Consider the following 17,000-nt stretch of genomic DNA (forward strand, 5'->3'; position numbering starts at 1 on the left):
GCGCCGGGGTTCCCCCCCATGTGGTGGGGGGGCCACCCGCCGGGGTTCGTGGCGGGGGCCCCGGTGGAAGCTTGGTTGGGCCCGGGCCCTCCCGCGGGGCCACTCCGCTTCCGTAACTCCTGACTGGAGAATGCCGTGAAGACCCGTTCCTGGTCCCTCGCCGCCGCCCTCACCCTGACCGCGCTCCTGCTGCCGGTCCCGGCGGCGTCCGCCGCGCCGGCCGCGCCCCCGTCCTGTTCCGACGGGTCGGTGTGCTTCTGGAGCAAGGAGGGCTTCGGCGGCGACTACTGGGAGTGGACCGCGCGCAGCGGCTACCGCGACATGCCGCCCCGCCTCCACGACCACGTCGGCTCCTTCGTCGCGAGCACCCGGGCCTGCTTCGTGAACTGGCAGCCCACCGAGAAGCGGGACGTCTTCAACGGCGACTGGCGCTCCCGCTACCTCGGCGACTTCGGCGGCCGGATCGACGGGGTGGGCCCGGGCGGCTGCTGACCGGCCGGACACGCCGCTTTCCCGCCGTGCTCACGCCGGGCAGGGGACCGCCGTCCCTCCGTCCTCACGCCGGACAGGGCACCGCCTCGCGGGCCGAGCGCAGCGCCCCCGCCCACCAGGACAGCTGCTCCAGCAGCGTCTTGGCGTACCCCGGGGTCTCCGCGTCGAGCGGGCGGCCGTCCTGACAGGCGGCGTAGTACGGCGGGAAGGCGAGGCCGTCCCGGATGGTCACCGCGTGCAGTTCGGTCAGTACGTTCTCCAGGTGCAGCACCGCGTGCCGGCCGCCCACTGGGTGAAGTGCCAGTCGGTGGCGGCCTTCAGGGACGCCGGGTGGCCGTGGTTGTACTCGGGTGTGTGCGTGAGAACGAGGAGGGCCGGCGCCTGCTGCGGATCATCCGTCGCGGCACCGGCTCTACTCGATCGGCTTCTCGCCCCGGGGCGGCCGGGAGCGGACCACGAAGGGCCGGGAGAGGACGGTGACGGCGACGGAGAGGGCGGCCAGGACGGTGATCGTGGTGCCGGGGGTGAGGTACAGGGCGACGGCGCCGGCGAGCGCGGCTCCGATGCCCTGCCAGGTCATCCGGCCGGCGGACTCGACGCCCTGGACCTGGCCGCGGACCGGGTCCGGGGTCAGTGCGAGCAACTGCTCCTGGAGCGGCAGAGTGGCGGCGAACCCTGCGCCGGCCACGAACACGGCGACCGCCGCCACCACCGTGGGCGGGCCGGCGGCGAACAGCAGGTACGGCACGGCGAGCAGCAGCCGCAGGGCGAAGGCGCAGCGGCGTCGCCGCTCGGCCGTGAGCAGCCGTCCGACCGCCAGGTCTCCGAGCAGCATGCCGGCCGAACCGGCGGCCAGGAGGACGCCCGCGTGCTCCGGGTCGTAGGAGATGAACAGGGCCTCGCAGCCGACGATCAGGCCGTTGGGAACCCACAGGTTCAGCAACAGCGCGCGCCTGCCGGGGTGGGAGAGGAGTTCGACGTTGGTCGCCCAGGTCCGGCGCAGTCCGGGGCGACGGGCCGGATCAACCGGATCGGGCGTACGGGCCGAGTGTTCCCGGACGGTGGTCGCCACGGTGACGAGCCCGAGTGCGGTCAGGGCGGCGGCGACGGCGAAGACCTCGTGCGGGCTCAGGTGGCGGAGCAGGACCGCGCCGACGGCGAAGCCGAGGACCGCCGTACCGCCCGAGGTGACGTTCATCAGCGACCGCGCCAGCGCGTACGTGGAGGCGGGTACGACTTCGGCGAGCAGCCCCAACCGCGTTCCGGTGCCGAGGGACTGGAAGAACCCCAGCACCAGGAGCAGGCCGAACCGGACGGCCAGGGGCAGCCCCGGGACCGCCTGCGCGGCGACGCCCGCCAGGGAGACGCACTGGAGCGCGACGAGGGTCCGGCGCGGACGGTGCCCGTCCGCGACCGACATCAGGGTCAGCGCGCCGAGCACCGTGGCGAACGTGGCGCCGTACATGCTCACGGCCGTCAGGAACGGGGACCCGGTCCTGTCGTCGACCAGCATGCCGAGCGCGAAGCCCGACAGGGTGCTCGCGGCGACCGTCAGCGTGAAACCGACGTACAGGCCGGCGAACTCACGGTTGCGGAGCAGGGCGCGGTAGCCGGTGGGCGGAGTTCCGGCGGGGGCAGCCCCGGTGGGAGCGGGGGTGTGTGCGGAAGGGGACGCGGAGGCGTCGTCGGAAGGCATGAAAAAAGCCTCCGTATGCGCCCGCTGGGCGCCGGAGGCCAACTCGCACAGTCTAACAAGGAGTTCGGCCGGCAGACGTTCGGTTCAGGTGGGTCGGTGCGAACATCCGCAGGACCGTGGGGAGGACGACCACCGACGGGCCCGGTGTGGTCAGGGCCCGGGACAGGTCCCGCTCCAGGGTGTCGGGGGTGGTCCGCACTCCCGGGACGCCGAAGGACTCCGCCAGGGCCACGAAGTCCGGGCCGGTCAGGTCGGTGGCCGTGGCCTCGCCGTAGGCGTCGGTCATGTACTCGCGCAGGATGCCGTAGCCGCCGTCGTCGACGATCAGCCAGGTGACGTCGAGGTCGTACTGGCGGGCCGTGGCCAGTTCGGCGACGGAGTACAGGGCGCCGCCGTCCCCGGAGACCGCGAGGACCGGGCGGGCGGGGTCGGCGACCGCCGCGCCGAGGGCGGCCGGGAGGCCGTAGCCGAGGCCGCCGGCGCCCTGGGCGGAGTGCAGGTGGTTGGGGCCCTTGGCGTCGAAGGCGGACCAGGCCCAGTAGGCCAGGATCGTCATGTCCCAGAAGGAGGGCGCGTCGTCGGGCAGGGCGCGGCGGACGGACGCCAGCACCTCCTGTTCCAGGGTGAGTTCCTGGGACGCGATGCGTTCGGCGACCTTCGACAACAGCGTGCGCACGCGTTCCGGCGCCGCCTCGTCCTCGCGCGGCTCCACCGTCTCCAGGAGGGCCTGGAGGGCGAGGCGGGCGTCCGCGTGGATGCCGAGCGCGGGGTGGTTGGACTCCAGCTTGCCGAGGTCGGCCTCGATCTGGACGATCCGGCCGCGCGGCGTGAACGTGTGGTGGTTCGAGGAGAGTTCGCCCAGTCCCGAGCCCACGACCAGGAGCACGTCGGCGTCCTGGAGGAAGTCCGTCGTGTGCCGGTCCTCCAGCCAGGACCGCAACGACAGAGGGTGCGTCCAGGGGAAGGCGCCCTTGCCGCCGGGGGTGGTGACGACCGGCGCCCGGAGGCGTTCGGCGAGCTTGCGGAGCTTGCCCGAGGCGTCGGAACGGATCACTCCCCCGCCCGCGATGATCGCGGGACGTTCCGCGTGCGTCAGCCAGTGGGCGGCCACCGCCGTCAGTTCGGGGCGCGGGGGCAGTTCGTCGGGGGTGGCGTCCATGGCCGTCACGGCCGGGAGGGACGTCGGGGCCGCCAGCACGTCCTGCGGGATCTCCACCCACACGGGACCGTGCGGCACCGTCAGCGCCGACTTCCAGGCCTCGGTGACCGCCGACGGGATCTGGGACGCGGTGCGCGCGGTGTGGACGGACTTGACCACGCCCCGGAACGAGGAGGCCTGGTCGGGCAGTTCGTGCAGATAGCCGTGGCGGCCGCCGCCCAGTCCCGCCGTCGGCACCTGGCTGCCGATCGCCAGTACGGGGGCGGAGGCGGCGGCGGCCTCCTGGAGCGCGGGCAGCGCGGTCAGCGCGCCCGGCCCGGTCGACAGCAGCAGCGGGGCCGCCTCGCCGGTGATGCGGCCGTACGCGTCCGCCGCGAAGGCGGCGTTGTTCTCCACCCGCAGGCCGACGTACCGGAGGTCCGAGCGGCGCAGGGCGTCGAAGACGCCGAGCGCGTGCTGGCCGGGCAGGCCGAAGACGGTCGTCGCGCCGAGGCCGGCCAGGGTTTCCACGACCAGGTCGCCGCCGGTGCGGCCGTCGGGAGGGTTCAGCGCGGCCTCCGTCTGTGCGGCGGTCGGGCGGAGCACCAGGTCGTGGTCGTGGGTCACTTGCTCTCGTTCTCCTCGCGGGTCCCGGCGATCTGGCGGGACATGATCGTGGTCAGCTCGTACGCCGTGTGGGAGGCGGCGACCGAGGTGATCTCCGCGTGATCGTACGCGGGGGCCACCTCGACGAGGTCGGCCGAGACCAGGTTGCAGGAGGCCAGCCCGCGCAGGATCTCGAGCAGCTCGCGGGAGGTCAGGCCGCCCGCCTCGGGGGTTCCGGTGCCGGGGGCGTGCGCCGGGTCCAGGCAGTCGATGTCGATGGAGATGTACAGCGGGCGGTCGCCGATGCGCTGCCTCAGCTGGTCGGCGACCTCGTCGGCGCCCCGGCGGTAGACGTCCGCCGAGGTGACGATGCCGAAGCCCATCTTCTCGTCGTCGGTGAGGTCCTGCCGGCCGTAGAGCGGGCCGCGGATGCCGACGTGGGAGAGGGCCTCGGTGTCGAGGATGCCCTCCTCCACGGCCCGGCGGAACGGGGTGCCGTGCGTGTACTCGGCGCCGAAGTAGGTGTCCCAGGTGTCCAGGTGGGCGTCGAAGTGGAGCAGGGCGACCGGGCCGTGTTTCTTCGCGACCGAGCGCAGCAGCGGCAGCGCGATGGTGTGGTCGCCGCCGAGGGTCATCAGGCGGGCGCCGGTGCCGAGCAGGTCGTCGGCGGCGGCCTCGACGGTCTCGACGGCCTCGTTGATGTCGAACGGGTTGACGGCGATGTCACCGCCGTCCGCGACCTGGGCGAGGGCGAAGGGGGAGGCGTCCTGCGCGGGGTTGTAGGGGCGCAGCAGCCGGGACGCCTCACGGATGGCGTTGCCGCCGAACCGGGCGCCCGGCCGGTAGGAGACGCCCGAGTCGAACGGCACGCCCACCACGGCGATGTCGGTGCGGCCGACCTCGTCGAGCCGGGGCAGCCGGGCGAAGGTCGCGGGGCCCGCGTACCGGGGGACGCGGGACGAGTCGACGGGCCCGCGGGGCGTCTCGTTGCTGCTCATGGGTACTGCCTTCTTTCCTGCGCTTCGTCGCGTGGGCACTGCCTGCCGCATGGCTCCACTGACGCCGGGGATCTGGCCCGGCCTCACTGTCAGCGACGTTAGGCGGCCGGAAAGCGGGCTGCAAAGTGTACGTTTCATCCACTTCGGACGGCGGACATGGAGGAAACGTCCACCCTGCCGGACCCCGCGGTCCTCCCCCGGGGAACACGGCCGCGGTGAGTACGCGTACGGAGGCCGTCCGAGTACGTGACGCACGTCCCAGGGGGCAATACGCCGGGTACGCCCGGCCCGGGCTGCTCCACAATGGGAGGCATGCCGATATCCGGGACGCCCAGCCGCGCCGAACTCCTCGCCCACCTCACCGCCACCCGCATCGCGGGCGAAGTCGCCACCCCGCGCGAGAACAACCTCTCCCATTACCGCAAACTGGCGAACGGCGACCGCCACTACTGGCTCGGCCTGGAGCTCGGCGACCGCTGGAGCGACGAGCAGGACGTGCTCGCGGTGATGGCGGAGCGGGCCGGCGTCAGCGACGACGCCGAGCACCGGTACGGCCAGGACACCATCGACCCCGAGCTGACCGTGGCCGGCCTGGAGCGGATGGCGGGGCGGCTGCGCAAGGCGGCGGACGGGCAGCAGCGGGTGCTGTTCGCCACCGGTCACCCCGGCGGGCTGCTCGACGTGCACCGGGCCACGGCCGCCGCGCTGCGCGCCGCCGGCTGCGAGATCGTGGTGATCCCGGACGGGCTGGCCACGGACGAGGGCTATGTGATGCAGTTCGCGGACGTGGCGGTGCTGGAGCACGGTGCCACGCTGTGGCACACGCACTCCGGTGAGCCGATGAAGGCCATTCTCACCGCCCTGGAGCGTGAGGGCCGCCCGCTGCCGGACCTGGTGGTGGCCGACCACGGCTGGGCGGGCTACGCGGGGCAGCACGGCGTCGACTCCGTCGGCTACGCGGACTGCAACGACCCGGCGCTGTTCCTCGCGGAGGCGGAGGGCACCGTCCAGGTGACGGTCCCCCTCGACGACCACGTGGTCAGCCCCCGCCACTACGACCCGATGACGGCGTACCTGCTGGCGGAGGCGGGACTGGACCAGGGCGCCCGCTAGGGCACCGGTGGGGCTTCCTCGCGGGGGACGCGGACCAGGCCCTCCTGGATGACCGACACCGCGAGGCGGCCGTCCTGGGTGTAGATGCGGGCCTGGCCCAGGCCCCGGCCGCCGTGCGTGGACGGGGACTGCTGGTCGTACAGCAGCCACGCGTCGGCACGGAACGGGCGGTGGAACCACATGGCGTGGTCGAGGGAGGCCCCGACCACGTCCCCCACCGCCCAGCCGCCGCGGCCGTGGGCGAGCAGCACGGAGTCCAGGAGCGTCATGTCGGAGACGTAGGTGGCGAGGACGACGTGCAGCAGGGGGTCGTCAGCCAGCTTGCCGTTGCTGCGGAACCACACCTGGGAGTGGGGCGCGCGGGGCTCGCCGAAGCGGCCGTAGGGCGGCTCGTCGACGTAGCGCAGGTCCACGGCCCTGCGGGCCTCCAGGAAGCGCTCGACGACGTCGGGGGCGAGATGCCCGTAGTCGCGCAGCCGTGCCTCGGAGGTGGGCAGGGTGTCCGGGTCGGGCGCGGACGGCATCGGCTCCTGGTGTTCCAGGCCCTCCTCGTACGTCTGGAAGGACGCCGAGAGGTGGAAGATCGGCTTGCCGTGCTGGACCGCGACGACGCGGCGGGTGGTGAAGGAGCGGCCGTCGCGGATCCGGTCGACGGTGTAGACGATGGGCGCGCCCGCGTCGCCGGGGCGCAGGAAGTACGCGTGCAGGGAGTGGGCGGGCCGGTCCGCGGGGACGGTCCGCCCGGCGGCGACCAGCGCCTGCGCGGCGACCTGCCCGCCGAAGACGCGGGGGACGACGGCGAAGCGGGACTGGCCGCGGAAGATGTTCTCCTCGATCTGCTCGAGGTCGAGCAGATCGAGGAGTTCCTGTAGTGCCTGGCTCATGGGGTCAGTTGTACCGGTACTTGTAGAGGCCAGGGATATCGGCCGTCCTACAGGCCCATGTCCTTGGCGATGATCGTCTTCATGATCTCGCTGGTGCCGCCGTAGATGCGGTTGACGCGGTTGTCCGCGTACAGGCGGGCGATCGGGTACTCGTTCATGTAGCCGTAGCCGCCGTGCAGCTGGAGGCAGCGGTCGATGACGCGGTGCGCGACCTCGGTGCAGAACAGCTTGGCGGAGGCGGCCTCGGCGGGGGTGAGTTCGCCCGCGTCCAGGGCCTCGGTGGCGCGGTCGGCGACGGCCTCGGCGGCGTCCACCTCGGCCTGGCAGGCGGCCAGCTCGAACTTGGTGTTCTGGAAGTGGGCGACCGGCTTGCCGAAGACGGTGCGCTCCTGCACGTAACTCTTGGCGAACCGGACGGCGGCCTTGGCCTGCGCGTAGGCGCCGAAGGCGATGCCCCAGCGCTCGGAGGCCAGGTTGTGGCCGAGGTAGGAGAAGCCCTTGTTCTCCTCGCCGAGGAGGTCCTCGACGGGGACCTTGACGTCGACGAACGCCAGCTCGGCGGTGTCGGAGGTCTTCAGGCCGAGCTTGTCGAGCTTGCGGCCGACGGAGTAGCCCTCGGACTTGGTGTCGACGGCGAACAGGGAGATGCCGTGGCGGCGGTCCTCCGCGGTCGGGGCGGCGGTGCGGGCGCAGACGATCACCTTGTCGGCGTGGACGCCGCCGGTGATGAAGGTCTTGGCGCCGTTGAGGACGTAGTGCGTGCCGTCCGCGCTCGGCTTGGCGGTGGTCTTCATGCCCGCGAGGTCGGAGCCGGTGCCCGGCTCGGTCATCGCGATGGCCCACATCTCCTCGCCGGTGGCGAACTTGGGCAGGTAGCGCTTCTTCTGCTCGTCGGTGGCGAGCATCTTGATGTAGGGCAGGGCGAGCAGCACGTGCACGCCGGAACCGCCGAACTGCACGCCCGCGCGGGCGGTCTCCTCGTAGAGGACGGCCTCGAACTTGTGGCTGTCCAGGCCCGCGCCGCCGAACTCCTCGGGGACGTTGATCCCGAAGATGCCCAGCTCACCGAGCTTGTAGTAGAAGTCGCGGGGCGCCTGGCCCGCCGCGAACCACTCGTCGTAGACCGGCACGACCTCGGCCTCGATGAAGGCGCGGATGGTCTCCCGGAAAGCCTCGTGGTCCTCGTTGAACACCGTACGGCGCACAGCCGCCACCCTTCCTTGCGCCTGAACCGGCGCCGCTCTCGCGTACGTGGTTGCTCGCCGTGGGGTTCCTCGATCCATGATTGCGGCCCCACGTGGCTAAGCGCTTGCTCAGAAAGCAAAGATACCGGCGAGTATCCACAGCCGTCCAGACCGTCGGCCCCGTAACGCTCGTCACGTACGCCGGCGTCAGGCCGTGCCCGCCGCGTCGAAGGCGCCGCGGGCCATCCGGTGCAGGAGGGCCGCCGTCGTGGCGCGGCCGGGCAGGGAGCCGGGCCGGGTGAGGTGCGGGGTGGAGTTGAGCAGCCCGAACACGGAGTGCACCGCCGAACGGGCGGCGGCTTCGGTCAGGTCCGGGTAGAGCGCGCGCACCACCTCGACCCACAGCTCGACGTACTGCCGCTGCAGCTGCCGCACCAGCTTGCGGTCGGTGTCCCGGAGGCGGTCCAGCTCGCGGTCGTGCAGGGTGATGAGGGGCCGGTCGTCGAGCGCGAAGTCGATGTGGCCCTCGATCAGCGAGTCCAGGACCACCTCGGGAGCCACCCCGTCGACCTCCTTCAGCCGCCGCTTCGCGCCGGTGAGCAGCTGCCCGCTGATCCCCACGAGGAGCTCCGCGAGCATCGCGTCCTTGCCCGCGAAGTGCCGGTACAGGCCGGGTCCGCTGATGCCGACCGCGGCGCCTATCTCGTCGACCCCGACTCCGTGGAAGCCGCGCTCGGCGAACAGCCGCGCGGCCTCCTTGAGGATCTGCTCGCGGCGGGTCGGGGCGTCGGTTCTGGTGGCCATGGGAACGATTCTAGACAGCGGGGTTAGCGGTCGTTAACCTGAACGAAACCGTTAACGCTCATTAACCAGTGAGGGGACCGGCAGATGGACGAGGCACCGGGGCTTCACAGCGCGGCCGATCCCGCGTCGGAGTCCTTTCGGGCCAACGAGGAGGCGCACCGCGCGCTCGTCGAGGAGCTGCGCGCCAAGCTGGCGGCGGCCGCGCTCGGCGGCGGTGAGCGGGCCCGGGCCCGGCACACCGCGCGGGGGAAGCTGCTGCCGCGCGAGCGCGTGGACACCCTCCTCGACCCCGGTTCGCCGTTCCTGGAGCTGGCCCCGCTGGCGGCCGACGGGATGTACGAGGGACAGGCCCCGGCGGCCGGGGTGATCGCCGGGATCGGGCGGGTGGCGGGGCGCGAGTGCGTGGTCGTCGCCAACGACGCGACCGTCAAGGGCGGCACGTACTACCCGATGACGGTGAAGAAGCACCTGCGCGCGCAGGAGGTGGCCCTGGACAACCGGCTGCCCTGCGTCTACCTGGTGGACTCCGGAGGGGCGTTCCTGCCGATGCAGGACGAGGTGTTCCCGGACCGGGACCACTTCGGGCGGATCTTCTACAACCAGGCCCGGATGTCCGGTGCCGGCATTCCGCAGATCGCGGCGGTGCTGGGCTCGTGCACGGCGGGCGGGGCGTACGTCCCGGCGATGAGCGACGAGGCGGTGATCGTCCGCGGCCAGGGCACGATCTTCCTCGGCGGCCCGCCCCTGGTGAAGGCGGCCACCGGCGAGGTGGTCACGGCGGAGGAGCTGGGCGGCGGCGAGGTCCACGCGCGGGTGTCGGGCGTCACCGACCATCTGGCCGAGGACGACGCGCACGCGCTCAGGATCGTGCGGAACATCGTCGCGACGCTGCCCGCGCGCGGTCCGCTGCCCTGGCGGGTCGAGCAGGCCGTCGAGCCCAAGGTCGACCCGCGGTCGCTGTACGGCGCGGTCCCGGTCGACTCCCGTACGCCGTACGACGTGCGGGAGGTCGTCGCGCGCGTGGTGGACGGTTCGCGGTTCGCCGAGTTCAAGGCGGAGTTCGGGCAGACCCTGGTGACCGGCTTCGCCCGGATCCACGGCCATCCGGTGGGGATCGTCGCCAACAACGGCATCCTGTTCTCCGAGTCGGCCCAGAAGGGCGCCCACTTCATCGAGCTGTGCGACCAGCGCGGGATCCCGCTGGTGTTCCTGCAGAACATCTCCGGCTTCATGGTCGGCAGGGACTACGAGGCCGGCGGCATCGCCAAGCACGGCGCCAAGATGGTGACGGCGGTCGCGTGCACGCGGGTGCCGAAGCTGACGGTGGTGATCGGCGGTTCGTACGGCGCGGGCAACTACTCGATGTGCGGCAGGGCGTACTCGCCCCGCTTCCTGTGGATGTGGCCGGGCGCCAAGATCTCGGTCATGGGCGGCGAGCAGGCCGCCTCGGTGCTGGCGACCGTCAAGCGCGACCAGCTCCGGGCGCGCGGCGAGGAGTGGCCGGCCGAGGAGGAGGACGCGTTCAAGGCACCGGTCCGTGCCCAGTACGAGCGGCAGGGGAACGCCTACTACGCGACGGCCCGCCTGTGGGACGACGGAGTGATCGACCCGCTGGAGACCCGGCAGGTCCTGGGCCTGGCCCTGACCGCGTGCGCCAACGCGCCACTGGGCGACCCCCAGTTCGGCGTCTTCCGGATGTGAGGGACGGACGACTGTGACAGATCGAACGATGTTCGAAACAGTTCTGGTGGCCAACCGGGGCGAGATCGCCGTCCGGGTCATCCGCACCCTGCGGTCGATGGGCGTGCGCTCGGTGGCCGTCTTCTCCGACGCGGACGCCGACGCCCGGCACGTCCGCGAGGCGGACACGGCGGTACGGATCGGGCCGGCGCCGGCCGCGGAGAGCTACCTGTCGGTGGAGCGGCTGCTGGAGGCCGCCGCCCGCACCGGCGCCCGGGCGGTGCACCCCGGGTACGGGTTCCTCGCCGAGAACGCGGGGTTCGCGCGGGCGTGCGAGGAGGCGGGGCTGGTGTTCGTCGGTCCGCCGGCGGACGCGATCGCGCTGATGGGTGACAAGATCCGCGCGAAGGAGACGGTCGAGGCAGCCGGTGTCCCGGTCGTGCCCGGTTCCAGCGGCAGCGGGCTCACCGACGAACAGCTCGCCGACGCGGCCCGCGAGGTCGGCGTGCCGGTGCTGCTGAAGCCGTCGGCGGGCGGCGGCGGCAAGGGCATGCGGCTGGTGCGGGACGCGGCGGCGCTGCCCGACGAGATCGCCGCCGCCCGCCGCGAGGCCCGCGCCTCCTTCGGCGACGACACGCTCCTCGTCGAGCGGTGGATCGACCGCCCCCGGCACATCGAGATCCAGGTCCTGGCCGACGGCCACGGCAATGTCGTCCACCTGGGCGAGCGCGAGTGCTCGCTCCAGCGCCGGCACCAGAAGATCATCGAGGAGGCGCCCAGTGTGCTCCTCGACGAGGCCACACGCGCGGCGATGGGCGAGGCGGCGGTCCAGGCGGCCCGCTCCTGCGGCTACCGGGGCGCGGGCACGGTGGAGTTCATCGTCCCGGGCGACGACCCCGCCTCGTACCGCTTCATGGAGATGAACACCCGCCTCCAGGTGGAGCACCCGGTCACCGAGCTGATCACAGGACTCGACCTGGTGGAGTGGCAGCTGCGGGTGGCGGCGGGCGAGCGGCTGCCGTTCGGGCAGGACGACATCCGGCTCACCGGCCACGCGGTCGAGGCCCGGATCTGCGCCGAGGACCCGGCGCGCGGTTTCCTCCCCTCCGGCGGCACGGTGCTGAAGCTGCGTGAGCCGCAGGGCTGGGGGTCCCCCCTGCTCGAAGAGCTCGGGGGAGGCGTCCGCACCGACTCCGGGCTCAGCGAGGGCACCGAGGTCGGCAGCCTGTACGACCCGATGCTGTCCAAGGTGATCGCGTACGGCCCCGACCGCGCGAGTGCGCTGCGCAGGCTCCGGGCGGCACTCGCGGAGACGGTCACGCTGGGCGTGCAGACCAACGCCGGGTTCCTGCGGCGGCTGCTCGCGCACCCGGCGGTGGTGAGCGGTGATCTGGACACGGGGCTGGTGGAGCGGGAGGCGGAGGGCCTGGTCGCCGCCGGCGTACCGGAGGAGGTGTACGAGGCGGCGGCCGCGGTACGGCTGGACGCGCTGCGCCCGCGCGGCGACGGCTGGACGGACCCGTTCTCGGTGCCGAGCGGCTGGCGGCTGGGGGGCACGCCGAAGCCGGTCGCGTTCCACCTGAAGGTCCAGGATCCGGTGGAGCACACCCCGCGCGGCACCCACAGCGTCACCGACGACCGGGTGTCGGTGACGGTGGACGGTGTCCGCCACACCTTCCACCGCGCCGCCGACTGGCTCGGCCGGGACGGCGACGCCTGGCACGTGCGCGACCACGATCCGGTCGCCGCGTCCCTGAACCGCGCGGCGCATTCCGGCGCCGACTCGCTGACGGCGCCGATGCCCGGCACGGTGACGGTGGTGAAGGTCGCCGTCGGCGACGAGGTGGGCGCGGGCCAGAGCCTGCTGGTGGTGGAGGCGATGAAGATGGAGCACGTCATCTCCGCCCCGCACGCCGGCACGGTCACCGAACTGGACGTGGCCCCGGGCACCGCGGTCGCCATGGACCAGGTGCTGGCGGTCATCGCCCCCGCGGCAACGGAGGAGGAGACGGCGTGAACTCCGTGGAACCGGACCTGCCCATGACCGTACCGGCGGAGGGCCTGCCCGCGCGGGTGCGGATCCACGAGGTCGGCGCGCGCGACGGTCTGCAGAACGAGAAGGCGACCGTCCCGACGGTCGTCAAGGCGGAGTTCGTCCGCCGCCTGGCCGGCACGGGCCTGACCACGATCGAGGCGACGAGCTTCGTCCACCCCGCGTGGGTGCCCCAGCTGGCGGACGCGGAGGACCTGTACCCGGCGGTGGCCGGCCTGCCGGTGTCGCTGCCGGTCCTGGTGCCCAACGAACGGGGCCTGGAGCGCGCGCTGGCGCTCGGCGCCCGGCGGGTGGCGGTGTTCGCCAGCGCCACGGAGTCCTTCGCCAAGGCCAACCTCAACCGCACGGTGGACGAGGCACTGGCGATGTTCGAGCCGGTGGTGACCCGGGCGAAGGGTGAGGGCGTCCACGTCCGCGGCTACCTGTCGATGTGCTTCGGCGACCCCTGGGAGGGCGCGGTCCCCCTCCCCCAGGTGGTGAGGGTGTGCCGGGCCCTGCTGGACATGGGCTGCGACGAGCTGAGTCTGGGCGACACCATCGGGGTGGCGACCCCGGGCCATGTGACCGCCCTGCTCACCGCCCTCACCCGGGCGGGCGTACCCGTGTCCGTCCTGGGTGTGCACTTCCACGACACCTACGGCCAGGCCCTGTCCAACACGCTGGCCGCGCTCCAGCGGGGCGTCACCACGGTCGACGCCTCCGCCGGCGGACTGGGCGGCTGTCCGTACGCGAAGTCCGCCACCGGAAACCTCGCCACCGAAGACCTCGTGTGGATGCTGCGCGGACTCGGCATCGACACCGGAGTCGACCTCGGCCGTCTCGTCGCCACAAGCGTCTGGATGGCCGCCCACCTGGGCCGACCCAGCCCGTCCCGTACCGTCCGCGCCCTCTCCCACCAGGAGCAGTGAACGACATGGACCACAGGCTCTCCCCCGAACTGGAAGAACTCCGCCGTACGGTCGAGGAGTTCGCGCACGACGTCGTGGCGCCGAAGATCGGTGACTTCTACGAGCGGCACGAGTTCCCGTACGGGATCGTCCGCGAGATGGGCCGCATGGGGCTGTTCGGCCTGCCGTTCCCGGAGGAGTACGGCGGGATGGGCGGCGACTACTTCGCGCTGGGCGTGGCCCTGGAGGAACTGGCCCGGGTGGACTCGTCGGTGGCGATCACGCTGGAGGCCGGTGTGTCGCTGGGCGCGATGCCGCTGCACCTCTTCGGCACCGAGGAGCAGAAGCGCGAGTGGCTGCCCCGTCTCTGCTCCGGCGAGATCCTGGGCGCGTTCGGCCTGACGGAGCCGGACGGCGGCAGTGACGCGGGCGCGACCCGCACCACGGCCCGCCTGGACGAGACGACGGGCGAGTGGGTGATCAACGGCACGAAGTGCTTCATCACCAACTCGGGCACGGACATCACGGGCCTGGTCACGGTGACGGCGGTCACCGGCCGGAAGCCGGACGGCAGGCCGCTGATCTCGGCGATCATCGTCCCGTCGGGCACCCCGGGCTTCACGGTGGCGGCCCCGTACTCGAAGGTCGGCTGGAACGCCTCGGACACGCGGGAGCTGTCCTTCCAGGACGTCCGCGTCCCGGCGGCGAACCTGCTGGGCGAACGGGGCCGGGGTTACGCCCAGTTCCTGCGCATCCTCGACGAGGGCCGCATCGCCATCGCGGCACTGGGCACGGGCCTGGCGCAGGGCTGTGTGGACGAGTCGGTGAAGTACGCCGGGGAGCGGCACGCGTTCGGCCGTCCGATCGGCGCCAACCAGGCCATCCAGTTCAAGATCGCGGACATGGAGATGAAGGCCCACACCTCCCGCCTGGCCTGGCGCGACGCGGCGAGCCGTCTGGTGGCGGGGGAACCGTTCAAGAAGGAGGCGGCGCTGGCCAAGCTGTACTCGTCCACGGTCGCGGTGGACAACGCCCGTGACGCCACCCAGATCCACGGCGGCTACGGCTTCATGAACGAGTACCCGGTGGCCCGCATGTGGCGCGACTCCAAGATCCTGGAGATCGGCGAGGGCACGAGCGAGGTCCAGCGCATGCTGATCGCCCGGGAACTGGGTCTGCCGGCGGGCTGACGGCTCGGGAGGCGGGCCGGGTGGGCCCGCGCTGCCCACCCCCGCCGGCTTACCCGTCGACCAGGGTGAACAGCACCATCGGCAGCGCCATCGGCACCAGGACGAGCCCCGCGCTCGCCGCCCAGTAGTGCCGTCGCCGGGGGGCACGACGCCGGGCGGGCCGGCGGGTTCAGCGGGATCCACAGGGCGAGGAAGGCCGCCCACCCCGGGACCGGGAGCATCACCCAGGGGGGGCATCCCGTCGTTGTCCGTGGGCTCCCCGGAGGTGAGACCCGGCTCGGCCAGGGGGTGGTCCGCCGCGAACATCACCGACAGCCACGGCGGCACCACAGCCACGACCCCGAGGATCAGGTCGACGGCCGGCGGAGCGCCCCATCGCCTGAGCGGTCGCACGTCCAACCCCCCTTGTCCGTGAGGGGAGTCACTCCATGGAACGGGGGTCGCCGCTGTTCCTGGAGGGGAGAAACACCGGACTCCCCCTGGACACGCCATGAGGTTAGGCTAACCTAAACCCTGCCTCGGGTCCGAGGCACCGCAAGCCTGCACCCCACGCCTCCGTACGCACGAAAGCAGACCCGCCCATGTCGAACGCCAGAACCGCCCGCTTCTCCCGTCGCGGCATCCTCGCCGCCGGTGGCGCCCTCGGACTCGGTGCCGTACTCGTCGCCTGCGGGGGCGAGGAGACGAAAAGCGGTGGCTCGGACTCGGCGGCGGCGGACAAGGAGTCCGGCCCCTGGTCCTTCAAGGACGACCGCGGTACGACGGTGAAGCTGGACAAGGTGCCCGCGAACATCGTCGCGTTCACCGGTGTCGCCGCGGCCCTCCACGACTACGGCGTCGAGGTCAAGGGCGTCTTCGGCCCGACGAAGACCAAGGACGGCAAGGCCGACGTCCAGGCCGGCGACATGGACATCAGCAAGGTGACCATCCTCGGCAACGTCTGGGACCAGTTCAACGTCGAGAAGTACGCGACCCTCGCCCCCGACGTCCTGCTCACCACCACCTTCGACGACGCGGGCACCCTCTGGTACGTCCCCGAGACGTCCAGGGAAAAGATCGCCAAGCTCGCGCCGAGCGTCGCCGTCTCCGTCTACGACCGCCGGCTGACCACGTCGCTGGAGCGCATGTGGGAGCTGGCCGAGTCGCTGGGCGGCGACATGAAGGCCGCGAAGGTCACCGACGCGAAGAAGCGCTTCGAGGAGGCCTCGGAGCGGCTGCGCCAGGCGGCGAAGGCCAACCCCGACATCAAGGTGATGGCCGGTTCGGCGAGCCCGGAGCTGTTCTACGTCTCCGGCACGAACCTCTCGGTCGACCTGGAGTACTACAAGGCCCTCGGCGTGAACTTCGTCGAGCCGACGGAGAAGGCCAAGGAGCCCACCGGCGGCTGGTTCGAGAGCCTGAGCTGGGAGAACGTCGACAAGCACAAGGCCGACCTCATCATCATGGACGACCGCACCTCGGCCATCCAGCCCGCCGACATCACCGAGGCGACCTGGAAGAAGCTGCCCGCGGTCGAGGCCGGTCAGGTCATCGGGCGGTCCGCCGAGCCGATCCTGTCCTACGACAAGTGCGTGCCGCAGATCGAGGCCCTCGCCGAGGCCATCGAGAAGGCCAGGAAGGTCAGCTGACCGTTCCCGCCCTCCCCCGCCACCGGAGCCGTACGTGGCCACTGCCGTAGCCGCCCCGTTCCGCTTCCCCTCCCTCCAGGTCGCCGGAACGGGGCGGCCCGGTCCGCCCCTGACCCGGGTCGCCTTCACCGGGATCGATCCGCACGCGTTCCGGCCCGCCGGACCGGACCGGTCCCTGACGCCGCCCCTGCCGCAGCCGGAGCCGGCGTGAACTCCCCGCCGGTGCGCGCGGCGATGCGGTCGTCCACCCCGCGGGACCCGTGCACGGACGCCGGGGTCGGCACCACCGGGGCCGGCATCGGCTTCATGCCGCACGGCGTCGGCCCGGAGGGGCCGGCAACCGACGCCGGCGCCGGGACCGCCTGGTTCGTACGGGGCGGAAACGGCGGCGCCGGGCCGTCCAGGACTCCCCCATGGCCCTGGACGGCCTGCGCGACGGCGGCCTTCGGGCCCCCGGTACGAGGCTCCCGCCCGCCGAGCGGCCGTACGTGTGGTTCCCGGGCGAGTCCGGCCGCGTGAAGCAGCTGCGGCGGTCCTTCGTCGGTGAGTGCGGTCCCGACCGCACTCACGTCACCTCCGCCGGGTACTGGCGCCGCGGCCCGACGGAGGAGCGGCTGCGCGAACAGCGTTGACGGCGCCTCCGGTTG

16 protein-coding genes are annotated in these 17,000 nt (G+C 72.4%); 9 read left to right on the plus strand and 7 right to left on the minus strand.

The features are described from left to right. The first annotated feature begins 135 nt into the window (after positions 1-135). Positions 136-492, plus strand: coding sequence for a peptidase inhibitor family I36 protein (locus tag ACFWVE_RS07365; RefSeq protein WP_384009151.1), 357 nt, complete (start codon positions 136-138; stop codon positions 490-492). Positions 493-556: 64 nt separating this feature from the next. Here the strand turns inward: ACFWVE_RS07365 and ACFWVE_RS07370 are convergent, their stop codons facing one another. The 4 genes from ACFWVE_RS07370 to speB all read right to left on the minus strand — a co-directional run bounded on the left by ACFWVE_RS07370 (position 557) and on the right by speB (position 4,930). Beyond that, positions 557-781 carry a hypothetical protein gene (locus tag ACFWVE_RS07370; protein WP_384009153.1) on the minus strand — a complete coding sequence of 75 codons (225 nt, stop codon included), beginning with the start codon at positions 779-781 and terminating at the stop codon, positions 557-559. A gap of 123 nt (positions 782-904) precedes the next feature. After that, positions 905-2,188 (minus strand): MFS transporter, encoded by a 1,284-nt coding sequence (locus ACFWVE_RS07375; RefSeq protein WP_384009155.1) that lies wholly within the window; start codon positions 2,186-2,188, stop codon positions 905-907. A 52-nt stretch (positions 2,189-2,240) separates the two neighbouring features. After that, complete coding sequence (locus tag ACFWVE_RS07380; RefSeq protein ID WP_384009157.1) at positions 2,241-3,953, minus strand: thiamine pyrophosphate-binding protein; 1,713 nt, start codon at positions 3,951-3,953, stop codon at positions 2,241-2,243. Next, positions 3,950-4,930 carry an agmatinase gene (gene speB / locus ACFWVE_RS07385; protein WP_384009159.1) on the minus strand — a complete coding sequence of 327 codons (981 nt, stop codon included), beginning with the start codon at positions 4,928-4,930 and terminating at the stop codon, positions 3,950-3,952. Before speB ends, ACFWVE_RS07380 begins: the two co-directional genes overlap by 4 nt. Before the next feature lie 312 nt (positions 4,931-5,242). On the opposite strand from speB, the gene ACFWVE_RS07390 reads away from it, so the two are divergent. Next, positions 5,243-6,043 carry a phosphatase gene (locus ACFWVE_RS07390; protein ID WP_384009161.1) on the plus strand — a complete coding sequence of 267 codons (801 nt, stop codon included), beginning with the start codon at positions 5,243-5,245 and terminating at the stop codon, positions 6,041-6,043. On the opposite strand, the gene ACFWVE_RS07395 is transcribed toward ACFWVE_RS07390, so the two are convergent. The 3 genes from ACFWVE_RS07395 to ACFWVE_RS07405 all read right to left on the minus strand — a co-directional run bounded on the left by ACFWVE_RS07395 (position 6,040) and on the right by ACFWVE_RS07405 (position 8,915). Beyond that, a complete protein-coding gene (locus tag ACFWVE_RS07395; protein ID WP_384009163.1) occupies positions 6,040-6,927 on the minus strand; it encodes an acyl-CoA thioesterase in 888 nt (295 codons plus the stop codon). The genes ACFWVE_RS07390 and ACFWVE_RS07395 overlap by 4 nt on opposite strands. A 47-nt stretch (positions 6,928-6,974) precedes the next feature. After that, positions 6,975-8,132, minus strand: a complete 1,158-nt coding sequence (locus tag ACFWVE_RS07400; protein ID WP_384009164.1) for an acyl-CoA dehydrogenase family protein — start codon at positions 8,130-8,132, stop codon at positions 6,975-6,977. 186 nt (positions 8,133-8,318) lie between these two features. After that, positions 8,319-8,915 (minus strand): TetR/AcrR family transcriptional regulator, encoded by a 597-nt coding sequence (locus tag ACFWVE_RS07405; RefSeq protein ID WP_384009166.1) that lies wholly within the window; start codon positions 8,913-8,915, stop codon positions 8,319-8,321. Positions 8,916-8,999: 84 nt separating this feature from the next. Here ACFWVE_RS07405 and ACFWVE_RS07410 point away from each other — a divergent pair, with 84 nt between their 5' ends. From ACFWVE_RS07410 to ACFWVE_RS07440, 7 genes are all read left to right on the plus strand, one after another. After that, complete coding sequence (locus ACFWVE_RS07410; RefSeq protein ID WP_384009168.1) at positions 9,000-10,616, plus strand: carboxyl transferase domain-containing protein; 1,617 nt, start codon at positions 9,000-9,002, stop codon at positions 10,614-10,616. 28 nt (positions 10,617-10,644) lie between these two features. Continuing rightward, positions 10,645-12,612 (plus strand): acetyl/propionyl/methylcrotonyl-CoA carboxylase subunit alpha, encoded by a 1,968-nt coding sequence (locus tag ACFWVE_RS07415; RefSeq protein WP_384009170.1) that lies wholly within the window; start codon positions 10,645-10,647, stop codon positions 12,610-12,612. Positions 12,613-12,635: 23 nt separating this feature from the next. Continuing rightward, on the plus strand, positions 12,636-13,556 hold the full coding sequence (locus tag ACFWVE_RS07420; protein ID WP_384009203.1) for a hydroxymethylglutaryl-CoA lyase: 921 nt from the start codon (positions 12,636-12,638) through the stop codon (positions 13,554-13,556). Between the two features lie 5 nt (positions 13,557-13,561). Beyond that, the gene (locus ACFWVE_RS07425; protein WP_384009172.1) at positions 13,562-14,725 is read left to right on the plus strand and encodes an acyl-CoA dehydrogenase family protein; all 1,164 of its coding nucleotides are present in this window, start codon (positions 13,562-13,564) and stop codon (positions 14,723-14,725) included. 581 nt (positions 14,726-15,306) lie between these two features. Then, complete coding sequence (locus ACFWVE_RS07430) at positions 15,307-16,353, plus strand: ABC transporter substrate-binding protein (protein WP_384009174.1); 1,047 nt, start codon at positions 15,307-15,309, stop codon at positions 16,351-16,353. Between the two features lie 34 nt (positions 16,354-16,387). Beyond that, complete coding sequence (locus tag ACFWVE_RS07435) at positions 16,388-16,564, plus strand: hypothetical protein (RefSeq protein ID WP_384009176.1); 177 nt, start codon at positions 16,388-16,390, stop codon at positions 16,562-16,564. 49 nt (positions 16,565-16,613) lie between these two features. Next, the gene (locus ACFWVE_RS07440) at positions 16,614-16,985 is read left to right on the plus strand and encodes an SIP domain-containing protein (RefSeq protein ID WP_384009178.1); all 372 of its coding nucleotides are present in this window, start codon (positions 16,614-16,616) and stop codon (positions 16,983-16,985) included. Positions 16,986-17,000: the final 15 nt, after the last annotated feature.

It is taken from the genome of Streptomyces sp. NPDC058632 (assembly GCF_042717095.1).
Classification (GTDB): domain Bacteria; phylum Actinomycetota; class Actinomycetes; order Streptomycetales; family Streptomycetaceae; genus Streptomyces.

What these genes read in the sequence shown, in the direction of transcription:
- ACFWVE_RS07375 (WP_384009155.1), bottom strand. Translation starts at nt 2,188, where the DNA reads ATGCCTTCCGACGACGCCTCCGCGTCCCCTTCCGCACACACCCCCGCT.
- speB (WP_384009159.1), bottom strand. Translation starts at nt 4,930, where the DNA reads ATGAGCAGCAACGAGACGCCCCGCGGGCCCGTCGACTCGTCCCGCGTC.
- ACFWVE_RS07390 (WP_384009161.1), top strand. Translation starts at nt 5,243, where the DNA reads ATGCCGATATCCGGGACGCCCAGCCGCGCCGAACTCCTCGCCCACCTC.
- ACFWVE_RS07395 (WP_384009163.1), bottom strand. Translation starts at nt 6,927, where the DNA reads ATGAGCCAGGCACTACAGGAACTCCTCGATCTGCTCGACCTCGAGCAG.
- ACFWVE_RS07405 (WP_384009166.1), bottom strand. Translation starts at nt 8,915, where the DNA reads ATGGCCACCAGAACCGACGCCCCGACCCGCCGCGAGCAGATCCTCAAG.
- ACFWVE_RS07410 (WP_384009168.1), top strand. Translation starts at nt 9,000, where the DNA reads ATGGACGAGGCACCGGGGCTTCACAGCGCGGCCGATCCCGCGTCGGAG.
- ACFWVE_RS07415 (WP_384009170.1), top strand. Translation starts at nt 10,645, where the DNA reads ATGTTCGAAACAGTTCTGGTGGCCAACCGGGGCGAGATCGCCGTCCGG.
- ACFWVE_RS07420 (WP_384009203.1), top strand. Translation starts at nt 12,636, where the DNA reads ATGACCGTACCGGCGGAGGGCCTGCCCGCGCGGGTGCGGATCCACGAG.
- ACFWVE_RS07425 (WP_384009172.1), top strand. Translation starts at nt 13,562, where the DNA reads ATGGACCACAGGCTCTCCCCCGAACTGGAAGAACTCCGCCGTACGGTC.
- ACFWVE_RS07430 (WP_384009174.1), top strand. Translation starts at nt 15,307, where the DNA reads ATGTCGAACGCCAGAACCGCCCGCTTCTCCCGTCGCGGCATCCTCGCC.